The 16,517-nt window shown below is 64.8% G+C and carries 18 protein-coding genes; 8 read left to right on the plus strand and 10 right to left on the minus strand.

Annotation, left to right across the window (positions count from 1 at the left end):
- The first annotated feature begins 44 nt into the window (after positions 1-44).
- The gene (locus M1L61_RS09175; protein ID WP_283102631.1) at positions 45-965 is read left to right on the plus strand and encodes a restriction endonuclease; all 921 of its coding nucleotides are present in this window, start codon (positions 45-47) and stop codon (positions 963-965) included.
- A gap of 91 nt (positions 966-1,056) precedes the next feature.
- On the opposite strand, the gene M1L61_RS09180 is transcribed toward M1L61_RS09175, so the two are convergent.
- Complete coding sequence (locus M1L61_RS09180) at positions 1,057-1,413, minus strand: hypothetical protein (protein ID WP_248854604.1); 357 nt, start codon at positions 1,411-1,413, stop codon at positions 1,057-1,059.
- A gap of 556 nt (positions 1,414-1,969) precedes the next feature.
- On the minus strand, positions 1,970-2,887 hold the full coding sequence (locus M1L61_RS09185) for a LysR family transcriptional regulator (protein WP_248854605.1): 918 nt from the start codon (positions 2,885-2,887) through the stop codon (positions 1,970-1,972).
- A 96-nt stretch (positions 2,888-2,983) separates the two neighbouring features.
- Here M1L61_RS09185 and M1L61_RS09190 point away from each other — a divergent pair, with 96 nt between their 5' ends.
- The 4 genes from M1L61_RS09190 to M1L61_RS09205 all read left to right on the plus strand — a co-directional run bounded on the left by M1L61_RS09190 (position 2,984) and on the right by M1L61_RS09205 (position 6,092).
- Complete coding sequence (locus M1L61_RS09190; RefSeq protein ID WP_248854606.1) at positions 2,984-3,823, plus strand: type 1 glutamine amidotransferase domain-containing protein; 840 nt, start codon at positions 2,984-2,986, stop codon at positions 3,821-3,823.
- A 98-nt stretch (positions 3,824-3,921) separates the two neighbouring features.
- On the plus strand, positions 3,922-4,659 hold the full coding sequence (locus M1L61_RS09195; RefSeq protein WP_248854607.1) for a hypothetical protein: 738 nt from the start codon (positions 3,922-3,924) through the stop codon (positions 4,657-4,659).
- Between the two features lie 85 nt (positions 4,660-4,744).
- Entirely contained in the window at positions 4,745-5,224 is a 480-nt protein-coding gene (locus tag M1L61_RS09200; protein ID WP_248854608.1) for a hypothetical protein, read from the plus strand.
- 85 nt (positions 5,225-5,309) lie between these two features.
- Complete coding sequence (locus M1L61_RS09205; RefSeq protein WP_248854609.1) at positions 5,310-6,092, plus strand: 3-hydroxybutyrate dehydrogenase; 783 nt, start codon at positions 5,310-5,312, stop codon at positions 6,090-6,092.
- Here the strand turns inward: M1L61_RS09205 and M1L61_RS09210 are convergent.
- The 7 genes from M1L61_RS09210 to M1L61_RS09240 all read right to left on the minus strand — a co-directional run bounded on the left by M1L61_RS09210 (position 6,089) and on the right by M1L61_RS09240 (position 9,979).
- Positions 6,089-6,853, minus strand: coding sequence for a hypothetical protein (locus M1L61_RS09210; protein WP_248854610.1), 765 nt, complete (start codon positions 6,851-6,853; stop codon positions 6,089-6,091). The genes M1L61_RS09205 and M1L61_RS09210 overlap by 4 nt on opposite strands.
- Positions 6,854-6,950: 97 nt before the next feature.
- On the minus strand, positions 6,951-7,328 hold the full coding sequence (locus M1L61_RS09215) for a DUF4180 domain-containing protein (RefSeq protein WP_053442876.1): 378 nt from the start codon (positions 7,326-7,328) through the stop codon (positions 6,951-6,953).
- On the minus strand, positions 7,321-8,187 hold the full coding sequence (locus tag M1L61_RS09220) for an alpha/beta fold hydrolase (RefSeq protein WP_248854611.1): 867 nt from the start codon (positions 8,185-8,187) through the stop codon (positions 7,321-7,323). The genes M1L61_RS09215 and M1L61_RS09220 overlap by 8 nt, the downstream gene beginning before the upstream one ends.
- Positions 8,184-8,603 (minus strand): helix-turn-helix domain-containing protein, encoded by a 420-nt coding sequence (locus tag M1L61_RS09225; RefSeq protein WP_248854612.1) that lies wholly within the window; start codon positions 8,601-8,603, stop codon positions 8,184-8,186. Before M1L61_RS09225 ends, M1L61_RS09220 begins: the two co-directional genes overlap by 4 nt.
- 133 nt (positions 8,604-8,736) lie before the next feature.
- Complete coding sequence (locus M1L61_RS09230) at positions 8,737-9,195, minus strand: SRPBCC family protein (protein ID WP_235651676.1); 459 nt, start codon at positions 9,193-9,195, stop codon at positions 8,737-8,739.
- Positions 9,196-9,197: 2 nt separating this feature from the next.
- Entirely contained in the window at positions 9,198-9,512 is a 315-nt protein-coding gene (locus M1L61_RS09235) for a metalloregulator ArsR/SmtB family transcription factor (RefSeq protein ID WP_010484635.1), read from the minus strand.
- An 11-nt stretch (positions 9,513-9,523) separates the two neighbouring features.
- Positions 9,524-9,979 carry an SRPBCC domain-containing protein gene (locus M1L61_RS09240; protein ID WP_248854613.1) on the minus strand — a complete coding sequence of 152 codons (456 nt, stop codon included), beginning with the start codon at positions 9,977-9,979 and terminating at the stop codon, positions 9,524-9,526.
- Between the two features lie 163 nt (positions 9,980-10,142).
- Here M1L61_RS09240 and M1L61_RS09245 point away from each other — a divergent pair, with 163 nt between their 5' ends.
- Both M1L61_RS09245 and M1L61_RS09250 read left to right on the plus strand, forming a co-directional pair.
- Positions 10,143-10,667 carry a GNAT family N-acetyltransferase gene (locus M1L61_RS09245; RefSeq protein ID WP_248854614.1) on the plus strand — a complete coding sequence of 175 codons (525 nt, stop codon included), beginning with the start codon at positions 10,143-10,145 and terminating at the stop codon, positions 10,665-10,667.
- 140 nt (positions 10,668-10,807) lie between these two features.
- Entirely contained in the window at positions 10,808-12,577 is a 1,770-nt protein-coding gene (locus M1L61_RS09250; protein ID WP_248854615.1) for an oleate hydratase, read from the plus strand.
- A gap of 43 nt (positions 12,578-12,620) precedes the next feature.
- On the opposite strand, the gene ftrA is transcribed toward M1L61_RS09250, so the two are convergent.
- The gene (ftrA, locus tag M1L61_RS09255; RefSeq protein WP_248854616.1) at positions 12,621-13,622 is read right to left on the minus strand and encodes a transcriptional regulator FtrA; all 1,002 of its coding nucleotides are present in this window, start codon (positions 13,620-13,622) and stop codon (positions 12,621-12,623) included.
- A 316-nt stretch (positions 13,623-13,938) separates the two neighbouring features.
- Between ftrA and M1L61_RS09260 the strand changes: the two genes are divergently transcribed.
- Positions 13,939-16,515, plus strand: coding sequence for a TonB-dependent receptor (locus M1L61_RS09260; RefSeq protein ID WP_248854617.1), 2,577 nt, complete (start codon positions 13,939-13,941; stop codon positions 16,513-16,515).
- Positions 16,516-16,517: the final 2 nt, after the last annotated feature.

Genomic DNA, 16,517 nt, shown 5'->3' on the forward strand with positions numbered 1-16,517 from the left:
ATCAGGCAACAATTGCGGAAAGTACACGGTAAGGGACAGATTTGATGATTCCAACCTATGACAAGTTCATCGATCCCGTATTGCGCTTCCTGGAGCGAAATTCTGGAGGCGTTGCCGCCGCCTTGGCATATGATGCTGCGGCCAATGCCCTAGGGTTGACCGAGGAACAGAAGCTCCGGGTATTGGATAGCGGTGCGCAGATCTATAAGAATCGAGCGGCTTGGGCGCATGATCGGCTGAAGCGCGCTGGCCTTTCGTCCAGCCCGAGGCGCGGCGTCTGGCAGTTGACGGAGGCCGGGAGAAGTTACGTCGGCGATCATCCGTTCCCGCTGGACGACGAGCAGGTTGGGAGGATCGCAAATGGCTATCTCGCGGTTAAGCTTCGATCCCCGGCGGATGCTGCAGTGCTAGATGGCCATGACTCAAGCGACCTACCTCATGGGTCCCCCGCTCTGAGCCCCGATGATCGACTTGATAGTGCGCTTGCTGAATTGAAATCCGCGACAGCGGCAGAGCTTCTGGACTGTCTGCTGCGCGTTTCTCCCGGACGGTTCGAGATCATCGTTCTTGATATCCTGCATCGACTGGGATACGGCGCGAGCCGCTCTGATTTGCTACGCGTCGGCGGAGCGGGAGATGGTGGAATCGATGGCGTGATCTCGCTGGATAAGCTCGGGCTGGACAAGGTCTATGTGCAGGCGAAGCGTTGGAAGAGCACGGTTGGTAGGCCCGAGCTACAGGCCTTCTATGGGGCGCTTGCCGGGCATAAGGCCAAACGCGGAGTTTTCATAACCACGTCTGGCTTCACGCCTCAGGCAGTTGAATTCGTTGGCTCTGTTGAGGGCATTGTGATCGTCGATGGAAATCGATTAGTTGGTCTCATGATCGACAATGAGGTGGGTGTGAGCTCGCGTATTCTTCGGGTCCCATCCGTGGATAGCGATTATTTCGACGAAGATGCTTGATTTGCGGTATTTGCAGTCAGAGGACATTTTCGAGGGAGCAGTTGCGAGTCCTGTTGGGGTTGATTTCCGGGCCTTGTGAGCGGATCCCGCCTCATTCCGGCCTCACCTCCCGGCAAGCCCACTCAACCAACCCCCGGCAAGCTAGAAACAGCCCATCCACAACCCCTTCATCCAGATGCCGCTCTGGATCCGCTGCCACCCGACAGCGGTCCGCCGAATGCAGCACCTCCAGCACCGTCAGCACTCCCACCAGCGCGCGCTCGGTCCTCGCCAGGCTCACGCGACGACCGGGTGACACGTCGTTCTCCGGCCAGGGCAGCCCATCAGCCCCCTCGCAGCCGCGCATGCGCTTGAGGATGCCGAGCAGGGAGTTCAGGTCGGGTAGAGGGGTGTCGTCGTTGATGGGCTCAACAACGGTGTACGAAGAGAAGGTGTCGGACTCGTTCATGGCGTCGGTTTCCTTGGCTGTGCTTAACAGCGCCACCGCGTGAGCGGGGTGGCGGACGATGCGTGGCTGCAAACCGGGATGAAATAGCACCATAGACCGGTGGGCCCGAGGGCCCCCACGCACCGCCCGCCAGAAAGGCCGACGGATTGCCCGCCGGCACCGGTTAAGGACGGTGCCGACGGGCAAGCGCAAACTACAGGTGCATCTCTCATCACGGGTTTGCAGACCCGCTGCCACCCGTTTTCGGTGGCGCGCCATGGTGTTTACGCAGCCGCTCCGAATGCCAATAGAAATTCGCGAAGGAATCGCGGAATCCGAGAGCCAAGAACTATTGTTGCACGCACCCTTCGTGCAGCACGCGACGCCAGCAGACGCATTCGCGCAGCTGATCTGTTGATTGCGAATCAACGTGGCGCAATCGCCCATGCCACAAGCGAATAGCGCGACGACCTGCTTTGCAACAGTTCTTAGTTCGCCTCGCCACGCAACGGCGCGCGATCAGCCGCACACCCCAAAAATCGGTTCAAACCCGACACAGTTAACAGGCATCGCAGCTTCAGCCAACGCCATCCTCAGCCGCATTCCCCACCAGCAACTCAATCATTGCCCGCGCCGCCGCCGACTGCCGCCGGTGCGGCGCGTAGATCACCGAGAACGGCCGCGACCGTCCCCGCAGCTGCGGCAGCACCTCCACCAACTCCCCACGCAGCAACCGCTCGCGCACGATGAATTCATAGCTCTGGCAGATGCCGATGCCCTGTTCGGCCAGCGACACCACGCCCAGCACATCGTCGGAAGTCTCGATGGACGAACGCGGCAGCCAGTCCACGTCGCGCCCGCCGTCGCGGAAGATCCACGGCGCCAGCCGCCCGGTACGCGGCATCACGAAGGGCAGGCACAGGTGCTGCTGCAGGTCGTCCAGCGTCTGCGGCGTGCCACGGCGCTGCAGGTAATCGGGCGAAGCCACCAACAGCAATGCCGCATCCTCCAGCTTCCGCCCCACCAGCCCGCTGTCCGGCAGCTGGCCCAGGCGGATGGCCAGGTCGAAGCCTTCGGCCACCAGGTCCACGTTGCGGTTGGTGATGTTCAGTTCTACCTGCACCTGCGGGTGCTGCTGCGCAAAGCGCGCCAGCACAGGCGGCAGCCGGTAGTGGCCATAAGTGGTGGGCACGCTCAGGCGCACGCGGCCGGCCAGCGCACCGTCCTGGGCCAGTACGTCGCGCTCGGCGTCGTCCAGCAGGCCGAAGGCGGTGCGCACCTGTTCCAGATAGAGCCGCCCGGCGTCGGTCAGGCCCACGCGGCGGGTGGTCCGCTGCAGCAGCTGCCGGCCCAGCCGCGCTTCCAGGCGGGTGACCGCGCGGCTCAGCACCGAGGGCGTGGTGGACAGCGCCACCGCGCCGGCCGTGAATGAGCCATGCTCGACCACCGCCAGGAACACCTCCACATCGCCCAGGTAGTCGAACTTGCGGCTCATTTGGCTCTCCGGCGAACAGATGTTTTGCGATGGGGCCAATTTATCGCCGCTGGGGCGATGAATAAAGTGACCGCCATTCCCCGATAGGAGCTCCCCATGAACCTGATGACCCGACTGGCCGCAGCGCTGGCCCTGACCCTGGCCGCCAGCGGCGCGCATGCCGCCAACGTGCTGGTGGTGCTGTCCGACGAAAACCACCTGGACCTGAAGGACGGCAAGGTGCTGTCCACCGGCTTCTATCTCAACGAGCTGATGCAGCCCGTCAAGCTGCTGCTGGACGCCGGCCACGAGGTGACCTTCGCCACGCCGCAGGGGCGGGCGCCGACGGTGGATGCGTCCTCGGTGACGCCGGCATACTTCGGCAACGATGCCGCGCAGCTGACGCTGCACAAGGATCTGCTGGAGAAACTGGCGCTGACCTCGCCGACGGCCTCGCCGGTGGTCAGCCTGGCGCGCATCGAGCAGCAGGGCTACGCGCGTTTTGATGCGGTCTACATTCCCGGTGGCCACGCACCCATGCAGGACCTGCTGAAGAGCCCGGCGCTGGGCCGGTTGCTGGCCGATTTCCACCAGCGCAACAAGACCACCGCGCTGGTCTGCCATGGGCCGATCGCACTGCTGTCCACGCTGCCGGATGCGGGTGGTTTCGTGGCGAAGCTGGAAGCGGGTGCGACGCCCGCAACGCCGATGTGGATCTACAGCGGCTACCAGATGACGGTGATCAGCAACCAGGAAGAAGAACAGGCCAAGCCGCTGCTGGGTGGCGGTGAGATGAAGTTCTACCCGCAGACGGCGTTGCAGCGGGCGGGGGCGACGTTCAGCAGCAACACCACGCCGTGGACCGGGCATGTGGTGGTGGACCGCGAGCTGATTACCGGGCAGAACCCGGCTTCGGCGCTGGAGGTGGGGCAGCGGTTGGTGCAGCGGTTGAAGTAAGGCGGGCTCTGCATCGCATGCGGTGCCGTGGCACCATGGTGGATCGGCTTCGTCCTTATCGGCGAGGCCGGTTTTCCAGGGAAGCCCTTCACTACGACATGCGAACGTCCATCTTCTTCATTCTCTCTGCCCTGTGCCTTGGTCTGCTGTCTGGCTGCGCCAGCGGGCCGGACTACCACCATTCCAATCGCGAGATCACCGGCGCGTTCGTGGCTGACGACGGCAAGCTGTACCTGCTGCCGGTCTATGACGAGCCGATGCGCTTCGACGCCGCGCCGTTCCGTGATTACCGCGCCTTGATGGACAGCCCGCTGCGTGAGGCTGTGGTCTGCGCGCAGCTGTACTTCCGTGAGGACTGGCGCGTGCCGGCCGACAGGGCCAAGGTGCATGGCAGCTACGCGCTGCTGCTGCGGCCCGAGCAGGTGACGCCGGAACAGGCGGCGCAGTTCAAGCTGGAGCGGTTGGAGATCAGCCCGCGAGTGGCCAAGGCCATCGATTCGTTGACGCGCCAGCCGTACATCCTTGAAGCCCGCACCCGCTACGAGCTGGCGGCCAACCCGGACTGCAATCTTTCCAGGCAGGGCGGCAGCTATTACAGCGCGCTGTTCGAGAGTGATGGCGAGCGGGTGAAGCTGCCGGATGCCGCTGCGCTGGCCGCGAAGGCGAAGCTGCCGCAGTCGATTACCGCGCGGGCTGAGCGGATCCGGCCGGACGATACGGACAAGCCGGGGGTTGGGACGGCGGCCGGCAAGGTGCTGGGCGCTGCGTTGGTGCCGGTGGCGGTGCCGGTGTTTGTGTTGAGCCTGCCGTTCCTGGGGCCGGATCATTGGAAGTGATGGGGCGTTGAAGCCAGAGCATCCACGCGTGGCGTGGATCTACTTGGGCATCGCCAATGCCTGAACGTTCATCCTGGAGATCTGTGTGCCAAACACACTGGAAGCTGTTTTGAAGACCGCAGGCTTCATTGTCCTTGCGGCGCTTCCGTTGGTGATCCTCTGGTTCACCCTTCGGCGAATGGCAGCAACTGCTCGCTCGTCCGTGAAATCGGGGCTGCGTTTGGATCCCCCTCGCCGGATTTCCGGTACGTCCATGACCTTGGTGATGGTGGATGGCAAAGAGGATCGCGAGCACTACTTCTTTGATACAGAATCCTTCTACCTGCGGCGGGGCCCGGTGCCCACGGCAGTTCCGCTTTCGCAGATCACCTCAGTCACTCGAACGTCCGACGTCATCTATGCGCGCTATGTCTGGCAGGTGTGCTTCAGCAGAGCATCGGGTAGAAAGTGCGTAACGTTCACCAACAACCTGTCGCTGTTCAACCGTGATTTCCTGCTTTTCCTGGAGGCGGTGCGGAAGGCCAATCCGCTGGCGACCGTTGATCGAGCGAGCGTCATCTTCTAACCCTGGGCTGACATGGGCCGTGCCATTCAAAAGGGGCTGGCCCTTGGAGCTACACTGGCGGCATACGCCCAATGGAAGCTCGCCCATGTTCAGTGGAAAGGTTGCGGTGGTCACCGGCTCCACCAGCGGTATCGGTCTTGGCATCGCCACGGCGCTGGCGCGGCAGGGCGCGGACATCGTGCTGAATGGTTTCGGCGATGCGGCGGAGATCGAACGCATCCGTACCGGACTGGAAGCCGAGTTCGGCGTACGGGTGGTGCACGATGGGACCGACCTGTCCCGCGGCGAGGCGGTGCGTGGACTGATCGACCGTGCCGTCACGACGATGGGCCGCATCGATATCCTGGTGAACAACGCGGGCATCCAGCACACCGCGTCGATCGAGGAATTCCCGGTCGAGAAGTGGGATGCAATCCTGGCGTTGAATCTGTCGGCAGTGTTCCATGCAACGGCGGCGGCCTTGCCGCACATGAAGCAGCAGGGCGCCGGCCGCATCATCAACATCGCGTCGGTGCACGGGCTGGTGGGCTCGGTGAACAAGTCGGCCTATGTGGCGGCCAAGCATGGCGTGGTGGGGTTCACCAAGGTGACCGCGCTGGAGAATGCGGGCACGGGCATCACCGCCAATGCGATCTGCCCGGGGTGGGTGCGAACGGCGCTGGTGGAGCAGCAGATCACCGCATTGGCAGAGAAGGACGGCACGGATCAGGAATCCGCTGCCCGTGCGCTGCTGGCTGAAAAGCAGCCTTCGTTGCAGTTCGTGACGCCCGAGCAGCTGGGCGAAATGGTGGTGTTCCTGGCTTCGGATGCGGCAGCGCAGATCACCGGCACGGCGTTGCCGGTGGATGGGGGCTGGACGGCGCGCTAGCTGGCCGGCTGCGCCTTACGCTGCAGCATCGGCAGGGCCACCAGTGTGGCGAGGAGGGTGAACAGCACCAGCGACGAGCCGATCGTGCCGAAGCCCAGCCCGCCCTTTTCCAGCGGCTTGGTGAGCAGATCACCGAAGGTGGCGCCGAACGGGCGGGTGAGCACGAAGGCGATCCAGAACAGGATGACCCGGTTGATGCCCTTGATGCGGCTGGCCAGTGCGGTGAGCGCGATGAGGCTGCCGATCAGCAGAGCGCCGCCGGTAAAGCCCAGCCCGGAATCGTCGGCGAGGAAGTCGCCCAGCGCGGTGCCGAGCGTGTTGGAGAACAGCACGGCGGTCCAGTAGAAGCCTTCGGCGCGGCGCGATGCGATGTTGCTGACCGAGATCGACTTTTCCGACACCCGCCAAGCCAGCAGTACCAGCGCCAGGCAGCCGGCCAGCAGGCTGGTGCCGGTGGCGTAGCCCAGCCCGAGCGTGCGGTCGATCAGGTCCGACATGGTGGTGCCGGCGGTGCTGGTGGCCAGCACCACCGACCAGAACAGCACCGGATGGAAGCGACGTGCCGACAGCTGCATGCCTAGCAGGCCGGTAAAGATCACCAGCAGAATGGCCGAGCTGGCCACGTAGCCGAGGTTGAGCGTCATCGACAGCAGGTCGCCTGCGGTCTCGCCGAGGGTGGTGGCAGCGATCTTCATCACCCAGAAGCCGAGGGTGACCGCCGCCACTTTGCTGTGCAGGGAATCTGCGTCTGAAGCACGCATCGAACGTCGCCTGGGGAGCCTGCGGGTGATGCTGTGGCGGCGGGCGTCGGAGCGCGGTCGGAACCGGGTTCGGTGAGGGTGAGTGTGGGGCTGGCGTTCAGCCGGCGCTGGCGGGGGCCGAAAGGCGCGCCAGAAGGGCATCCCAGTCGGCAACGAAGCAGCCGTTGTGGCCGCGGTTGCACTCAATGATCCACGCGTCCAGCGATTCGCTCTGTGCGCGGTAGTCGCTGACATCGCCCAGCACGGCGAAGTGCAGGCGGTAGTTCACCAGCATCTGCAGCCACTGACCGGCCATGCCGGAGCGAAGCTCGAAGAAGTCTGCCGAAAGGCGCTGCACCGGCACGGCAATCCACTCGGCCTGGTGCCCAAGGGCGTCGCCGACCAGATCGCGCAGGCCGTTGGCATCGAGTGCGGGGCCCTGCGGCGCGATGCGCAGGAGGCGGGTGGTGCCGATGTGTTCAATGGAATCATTCATGCTGGAGGTTCTGCAGTTGACGCAGCCGGGCGAGGATGTCTTCTCGCAGGCCGGGGATGTAGTGATAGGCGTCTGCGAGCAGCGTGACGTCCGCCGTCGGGACGAGCCGTTTCATGCGTTCGGCGGCGGCAGGGGTGTCGATGAGGGCATCACGCGCGCCCATGACAAGCGCTGCCGGCGGATTCAAGGTAGCCAGGCGCTCGTCGCTGATGCGGGGAATGCGCAGCGGACGTGGCCGAACCTCGGCACGGATCAATGCCAACAGGTCGAGCAGCGGCCGCGCACGTGCAGGTGCATGCAGTGGCGCGGGACCCATGACCGCACGGCGAAGGCGCTCGCGTCCCCATCGGCCAAGCAGCAACAGTGGCAGCGCCTTGAGCATGAATGCACGCTGGCGCCCGATACCCGAGGGGCTGACCAGGACAAGTGCGTTGACCCGGGCAGGCCTTCGCAGCGCGTAGTCCAGTGCCAGGAAGCCGCCGAACGACAGGCCCACGAATGCTGCACTTTCCACGCCAAGTGCGTCGAGGACATCATCCAGCCATTGCGCATGCGCATCGCTGTCCAGCGCAGGTTGCGTGCCTTCGCTGAGGCCCGGTTCGCCAATGATGTCGACGGCATGCACGCGGTAGTACTCGCTCCAACGTTCGGCATCGAGCATCCAGCTGGCGGCATTGCTGAGGGTGCCATGCAGCAGGACCAGGGCAGGGCCGTGTTCCGGACCGCAGCTGACCACGAATGTCGAACCGGCGCGGGTGGCGAGATGGTGCGATTCGTGGGGTACCGGCCAGTCCGAAAGCACCTGGCGGTAGGCGGCAAGCACGTGCTGCGTGGGAATGCCCGGGCGCTGCCGCTTCATGCGCTGCGGTCCTGCAGCAGACGCTGCAGGCTGACCAGCAGCGCCGTGGACCCTGCCAGGCCACCGATCACGATCAGCTTGAGCACATCGTGCTCAGGCGAATAGATCGTCTCCATGCGCAGCGGCTCATCGTCGGCCTCGCGGCCGGTGACGCGCGCATGCAGGGCACGGACCAGGTCGGCGGCACGTGCCGCACCGCATCCGGGAATGTCCACCACCGTGGTGAGCTGTGGGCGCGCAGCGGAGGGCTCACGCACGGTGCCGGTGAACATGTCCAGGTCTTCGGCGGTGATGCGATAGGACTTGCCGATGCGGGTCGCGCGCAGTTGGCCGCTACGGATATGCCGCAGGACGGTTTTGGGGTGCAGGCTGAGCTGCTGGGCAACCTGATCGACGGTTAGCAACGCGGGGGACATAACGGAACTCGAGAACCATGTGCTCCCTATTGTTCCATGAAATGCAATTTGTGGGAGCGATTAGGGATTGCGCGGCGGCGGCAACAGGGGCCATCTCCCCGGTGCCGCTCGCGCGGGCCAACCCTCCCGACGACTAAGCTGGCTTCGCGAACACATCCAGCCCCTTGCCCGTCTCCAGCAGCGACTTCAGGCTCGACAGCACGATCGGCCAGCCCTGGCGGATGCCGGTATCCATGCCGCTTCCCGGCTCCAGTTCGTCGTGGGTGACGGTCAGCCGCACCATGTCCTGGTAGGGCACGATGTCGAAAGTCACCCGGCTGTAGGCAGCGGGATTGTCGGCCTGCGAGGCGGCGGCCCAGGTGATGACCAGACGCGAGGGCGGGGTGCTTTCCACCACTTCGCCGACCAGCTCTACCGAGCGGCTTTCGTTGGCGCGCACGTGCTGCCAGCGCGAGCCGGGTTTCCAGTCGGAGACGTTCTCGTGGCCCCAGTAACGGCTGGCGATCTCGGGCCGGGTGATGGCCTCGAACACCTTTTGTGGGGTGGAGGCGATGTAGATCACGTGGATGAAGCGGGTGGACTCTGCGGACATCGTCATTCTCCTTCCAGTTCGCGTTTCAGGTCATGCAGCAGGCTCAGGCGCTGCTGCTCGAACTTGCGTACCCAGCGCTCGTAGACTTCATGCAGCGGCACCGGGTTGATGAAGTGCAGCTTCTCGCGGCCACGGCGCACGGTGCTGATCAGGTTGGCGTCTTCCAGCAGGCCCAGGTGCTGGGTGACCGATTGCCGGGCCATGTCCAGGTGCTCGCAGAGCTGGCCCAGGGTCTGGCCGTTGTCTGCGCAGAGCAGGTCCAGCAGGGTTCTGCGCGTGGGGTCGGCCAGGGCCTTGAACACCTTGTCTGCATTCATGCGGGGCGTCTTCAATTCCAGTTGTCGATCCTGACGTCGTGTGGGTTGGGCTGGCCCCTGCCGGTTTCCAGCAGGGCTTTGAGGCTCATCAGGAACACCGCCCACTTGGTGCTGCAGTGGGAGGTGAACTCGACGCGTTCCTTCCAGCCTTCGTGGGTGAACAGCACGATGCAGTAGTCGCCTTCCTGTTTCAGTGCGAAGCGTGCATGCGTGCCGATCCATTCGGCGGGGCCGGCCAGGAACTTCCAGAGCACCAGCTCGCCGGGAACGAGCTGTTCGAGCAGCATTTCCATGGCGCCGATTTCCTGGCCGTTGTTGGTGAAGCGGACCTTGACCGTGCCACCGGTCTGGCGGTCGCCATGGGTGTCTTCAGCCCACCAGGCGGCGACGCCCTCGGGGGTGGCCAAGGCTTGATACACCTGGCTTGCGGGGGCCTTGATGCCGACCCTGTGTGCGATATCCACCATTGCAGGTTCCTCGCGTGGGCGGGCAGGCGCCGCCGTCGAGCGGACTATATGCAGGTAAATGCCTGCATGTCAAATCCGGCCCACGGACTTCCGGCCCTGGCAGTGCTGGCCGCTGGCCGGCATCCTCGGTGCAGCCGATTGATGCGTTGGAAGGAGTGCGTGCATGACTGAAGCTGGAAAGGACACCTTGACCATCCGCCGCGCCAGCGTGGCCGACGCCCCTGCGGTGCTGAGGCTCTTCGACGAGGTGATCGGATGGTTCGTGTCGATCGGTAATCTGCAGCAGTGGGGCAGCGAGCCGTGGTCGACGGTGCCGCGTCGGATCACCCAGGTGACTGATGCCTGCGCGCTGCCCGGCGCGTGGGTGGCGCAGAACGAGCTGGATGAGGTGCGTGCGTTCCTGGCGCTGGGTGAGTCGATGCCCTATGTACCGGCGCCCGATGGGCCAGAGCTGTACGTGCGCGTGCTGGTGGCTTCGCGCGATGGCCGCGTGCGTGGCATCGGCCGCCGCTTGATGGCGTTTGCCGATGAGCAGGCGCGCGCTGCCGGGCTCGACCATCTGCGCGTGGACTGTTACGGCGGTGGCAGCGGCGATCTGGTGCGCTTCTATGAGTCCTGTGGCTACACACGCATCGCGCCGTTCAACGTGGATGGATGGCCAGGCATGCTGCTGGGCCGGCAGCTCTGACACGGCTGCGTCATTCGGTCGCAGCGTGTGTGCAGGAAACGGTACATCGGTTCGGCGCTAGAGTAGGGCCATGACCTGCACGGGATGGCTGTGTCATCCCGCTGCGGGTTCCTGATGACCCCTCCAGGAAGGAGCAGTGCATGTACTACAGCAGTGGCAACTACGAAGCCTTCGCGCGCCCGCGCAAGCCCGCTGGTGTCGATGGCAAGCGGGCCTGGTTCGTCGGTTCGGGCCTGGCCTCGCTGGCCGGTGCCGCGTTCCTGGTGCGCGACGGGCGCATGGCCGGTGAACGCATCACCATCCTTGAACAGCAGCAGATTGCCGGCGGCGCGCTGGATGGCCTGAAGGTGCCGGAAAAGGGTTTCGTGATCCGCGGTGGCCGCGAGATGGAGAACCATTTCGAGTGCCTGTGGGACCTGTTCCGCTCGATCCCCTCGCTGGAGATCGACGACGCCAGCGTGCTGGACGAGTTCTACTGGTTGAACAAGGACGACCCGAACTATTCGTTGCAGCGTGCCACCATCAACCGCGGCAAGGATGCGCACACCGATGGCCTGTTCACGCTGACCGAGCAGGCGCAGAAGGACATCATCGCGCTGTTCCTGGCCACCCGGCAGGAGATGGAGAACAAGCGCATCAACGAAGTGCTGGGCCGCGATTTCCTGGACAGCAACTTCTGGTTGTACTGGCGCACCATGTTCGCGTTCGAGGAATGGCATTCGGCGCTGGAGATGAAGCTGTACCTGCACCGCTTCATCCACCACATCGGCGGCCTGCCGGACTTTTCAGCACTGAAGTTCACCAAATACAACCAGTACGAATCGCTGGTGCTGCCGCTGGTGAAGTGGCTGCAGGACCATGGCGTGGTGTTCCAGTACGGCACCGAAGTGACCGACGTCGACTTCGATCTACAGCCGGGCCGCAAGCAGGCCACGCGCATCCACTGGACGCGCGAGGGCGTGGCGGGTGGCGTGGATCTGGGCGCGGACGATCTGCTGTTCATGACCATCGGTTCGCTGACCGAGAATTCGGACAACGGCGACCACCACACTGCGGCACGCTTGAACGAAGGCCCGGCGCCGGCCTGGGACCTGTGGCGACGCATTGCCGCGAAGGATGCAGCGTTCGGGCGCCCGGACGTGTTCGGCGCACACATCCCGGAAACCAAGTGGGAATCGGCGACGGTGACCACGCTGGATGCGCGCATTCCGGCTTACATCCAGAAGATAGCGAAGCGCGACCCTTTCAGTGGCAGGGTGGTGACCGGCGGCATCGTCAGCGTGCGCGACTCGCGCTGGCTGATGAGCTGGACGGTGAACAGGCAGCCACATTTCAAGAACCAGCCCAAGGACCAGATCGTGGTCTGGGTGTATTCGCTGTTCGTGGATACGCCGGGCGACTACGTGAAGAAGCCGATGCAGGAGTGCACCGGCGAGGAGATCACCCGCGAGTGGCTGTACCACCTGGGTGTGCCGGTGGAGGAAATCGATGAACTGGCCGCAACCGGCGCCAGGACGGTGCCGGTGATGATGCCGTACATCACCGCGTTCTTCATGCCGCGCCAGGCCGGTGATCGCCCGGACGTGGTGCCGGAAGGTGCGGTGAACTTCGCCTTCATCGGCCAGTTCGCCGAATCGAAGCAGCGCGACTGCATTTTCACCACCGAGTACTCGGTGCGCACGCCGATGGAGGCGGTGTACACACTGCTGGATATCGAACGCGGCGTGCCGGAGGTGTTCAATTCCACCTACGACGTGCGCTCGCTGCTGGCCGCCACCGGTCGTCTGCGCGATGGCAAGGAACTGGATATTCCCGGGCCTGCGTTCCTGCGCAACCTGCTGATGAACAAGCTGGACAAGACCCAGATCGGTGGCCTGCTGCGCGAGTTCAAGCTGGTACAGGACGACTGAGCGGGGTGTGGGGGCGCCGGGCATGGCCCGGTACTACCGGGAATCAGCAGCCGACCAGGCGGTCTGCGCCGATCCCGTTGCGATGCTGGCTGCGGTATTCGGTCGGGCTGGCGTCGGCCTGGCTGCGGAAGTGCCGGCGGAAGGATTCCTGTGAACCAAAGCCGGCCTGCTCGGCGATCCACTGCAGCGGCCGGTCGGTGGTTTCCAGCAGCTCACGCGCGAAGGCCACGCGCTCGCGGATCAGCCAGTCGATCGGCGACAGGCCGGTGGCTTCCAGGAACTGCCGCTGCAGCGTGCGCTGGCTGAGCGCGGCCTGCTCGGCGAGGCTGCCAAGGGAATGTGGCTCGCGCAGGTTGCGGCGCATCCATTCCATCAGCTTTGCCAAGCGCGTGGGCTCGCCATTGGGAATGGCCCGGCTGACGCGCTGGCTGCGGCCGGCATCGCGCCACGGTGCCAGCACCAGCCGTTCGGCCACCAGGTTGGCTACCCGTGCGCCGTAATCCTTGCGCACCATGTGCAGCATCATGTCCATGCCGGTGGCTGAACCAGCGGAGGTGATGATGCTGCCGGTATCCACGTACAGCACATCCTCGCGCACGTCGATGCGCGGGAACGCATGCGCCAGCGCTTCGGTGAGGCGCCAGTGGGTGGTGGCCTGGCGGCCATCGAGCAGCCCGGCCCAGGCCAGCACGAATGCACCGGAGCAGATCGAGGCGATGCGTGCGCCACGTGCGTGGGCACGGATGAGTGCATCGAGCAATACCTGTGGCGGGCGTTCGCTGGGTTCGCGCCAACCGGGGATGACGATGATGTCGGCGTCATCAACAGTGCTCAGATCGTAGGGAAGCTGCACCTGCGTTCCGCCGAGCATGCGCAGTGCACCCGGTTCGCCTGCGCACAACTGGGTGCGGTACCAGGCCACGCCGAGTTCCGGCCGCACCGGCGCGAACAAGCCTACCGCGCAGCCGAATTCGAACAGCCCCTGGCCGTGGCAGGCGACGATGGCAACGAGCGGCGCGGTGGGATCGGCGGGTGGGCTGGGCATGGCTTGATGCTACGGGTGCAGATGCATGGCGCTGAGTGGTGCGCGGGCATGAGGTGATGCTCGCGGGGCATGTAGAGCCGAGCCATGCTCGGCTCAATGCTGGCAGAAGGAGATGTACTTGACGCCGTCACGAAGAGCAGCCGAGCGTGGGCTCGGCTCTACAGAATGCAGGGCACCGGTGCTGCGGCCTAACGTCATTACCAGCGGTCATGTGGGTGGCCGGATATGACGGTTGGGTGACGTGATCCCGCCTGTCGCGCCAGGTGAACAGGCCCTTGAATGGAAACGTGTTTCCGGCCCACCCCCACGAGCCCCCATGCCTGCCGCCCACGCCCCTGTCCTGAGCACTCTCGCTGTTCTGATCACAGCTATCCTCGCCGCGTCGCCCACCCATGCGGCGGAAGCCGATGCCGATCCTGCCGCCACCGCCGCGACAGCCAACGTGGCAGCGTCCACGCTGGATGCGGTGGTAGTGACCGGTTCGCGCACCAGCACGCGCACGGTAAAGAACAGCTCCACGCCCATCGATGTGATCTCCGCCGAGGACCTTGCCGCTACGGGGCAGGGCAACCTGTTGGAAGCGTTGCAGCGCAGCCTGCCGTCGCTGAGCCAGATTGGTGGCTACCAGAGCGACCAGGAAAGCCTGATCCGCGGCTACCAGCTGCGCAACCTGTCGCCGGGCTACACGCTGGTGCTGGTGAACGGCAAGCGTCGCAATGCCAGTGCCTATGTGAGCGGGGCAAACGGCGGCGGCTATCCGGGCCATGCCTGGGCCGATCTGGCGTTGATTCCGGTCTCGGCCATCGACCATGTCGAAGTGCTGCGCGATGGTGCCTCGGCCATCTACGGCTCGGATGCGATCACCGGCGTGGTCAACGTGATCCTGAAGTCGCAGGCGCACGGCGGTGAGTTTGCCGTGGAGAGCGGGCAGAGCATCGACGGTGATGGTTCGCGCACCAGCGTGCGTGCCAACGTGGGCCTGCCGTGGGGACAGGATGGCTTCGTCAATCTGTCTGGCGAGACCACGCGCCAGCATCATGCGATCCGCACCCGCCGCTACATCGATGGCTATCTGAGCTACCCGGCGGTGGACGGCAACGGCAATCTGGTGGCATTGCGCCCGAACAACCGGTTGCCTGCGGGTGCGTCGCCGAACCCGGCTGAGGCCAACCGCGATGCCGAGGCCAACACCATCCTCAGCTCGCCGTCGTACGCGTTGAAGGCCTTCGCGGTGAACGTGGGCCATGGCCTGGGCGAAAGCGCGCAGTTCTACGCTAACGCTACGGCCAGTGACCGCACCGCGCAGGCGATCCAGAACTTCCGTCTGCCGGCGACCATCTTCACCACCTACAAGGCACCCGGCGTGCTGAGTGTGTTCCCGGATGGCTTCCTGCCGGTACTGGAAACCAAGGAGAAACAGTACACCGGCACCGCAGGCGTGAAAGGCCAGATCGCGGGCTGGGACTACGACGCCAGCCTGACCGGCAACCGCAGCACGGTGCGTACCTACACCCGTAATTCGGTGAACTATTCGCTGCCGTACCCGGGATCGCCCACCGATTTCTATGACGGCAAGCTGGACTACCAGCAGGGTATCGCCAACCTCGATCTGCGCCGTGGCTTCGAGGTGGCGGCATTCGCCTCGCCGCTGGAAGTGAGCGCGGGCGCCGAGTACCAGCACGAAAAGTACGAACGCGGGGCCGGGCAGTGGGAGTCGTATACCGGCTTTGGTGCTGCGGCCTTCGTCGGCTATTCCACTGCGGACGCGGTGAAGGCTACCCGCAACAGCAAGGCGGTCTATGTGGGCGCGGCCACCAACGTCACCTCGCGCTGGTACCTGGATGCGGCCGCGCGCTGGGAAGACCATTCCGACTTCGGCAGTGTCTCCACGGGCCGCCTGACCACGCGCTTCGACTTCACCGATGCGCTGGGTGTGCGGGCCACGGTCAGCAACGGCTTCCATGCGCCCAGCCTGGGTGCGCAGTTCTACCAGGCCACTGGCAGCTGCCCCTGCGGCACCACGCTGGTGGCGCAGGTGTCTTCGCCGGCGGCGATCGCACTGGGTGCCACGCCGCTGAAGCCCGAGAAAGCCACCAACTACAGCCTGGGCGTGACCTGGGACCCGAGCCCGGCGTTCCATCTGGCCGTGGATGCGTACCAGATCGATATCCGTGGCCAGCTCGGGCAGTCCAGCCAGATCGGCTACAACGCACAGGATCCGGCGCGCATCACCGACAACAGCGGCACGGTGCTGAGCGCAGCGCAGAAGAACACCATCGATGCACTGCTGGGGTCAGCCGGCATCAGCATCCTGCCGGGTGATGCGTTCTACGCGAGCTACTTCACCAACGTGGGCAATACCCGCACACGCGGCGTCGAGCTGACCCTGGAAGCGAACCAGGAGACTGCGTGGGGCAAGCTGCGCTGGAGCTACGCGGCCAACGTGGGGCGCACCACCATCCAGAAGGTCAGCGACATTCCAGGGGCGCTGCAGGGGCTGCCGAACATCAACCTGCTGACCAGGACCAGCGAATACGCACTGCGCTTCCGCACGCCGAGCTATACGCAGGTGGCCGGCCTGGGGTGGCAGAACGGGCGCTGGCGCTCGAATGTCGACTTCACGTACTACGGCCCGATCAAGCGCCTGAACAACGGCGTGGAGTACAAGCAGCCGCCCGTGCTGGTGACCAATCTCTCCGGTGCCGTGGAACTGGGGGCGGGCTGGAGTGCGGCGCTGGGCATCAACAATGTGTTCGACAAGCGCACCCGCAAGGTGCCCGAGTACGCGCGCAGTGCCACCGACGTGGCCAGCATCGAGACGACCTGGGACAACGGCGATGTGCTGGGCAACGTTGGGGCGTACTGGTATGGGCGGGTCAATTACCGGTTCTGAGC

Origin of the sequence: Stenotrophomonas sp. NY11291, assembly GCF_023277365.1 — a bacterium.
GTDB lineage: Bacteria > Pseudomonadota > Gammaproteobacteria > Xanthomonadales > Xanthomonadaceae > Stenotrophomonas > Stenotrophomonas geniculata.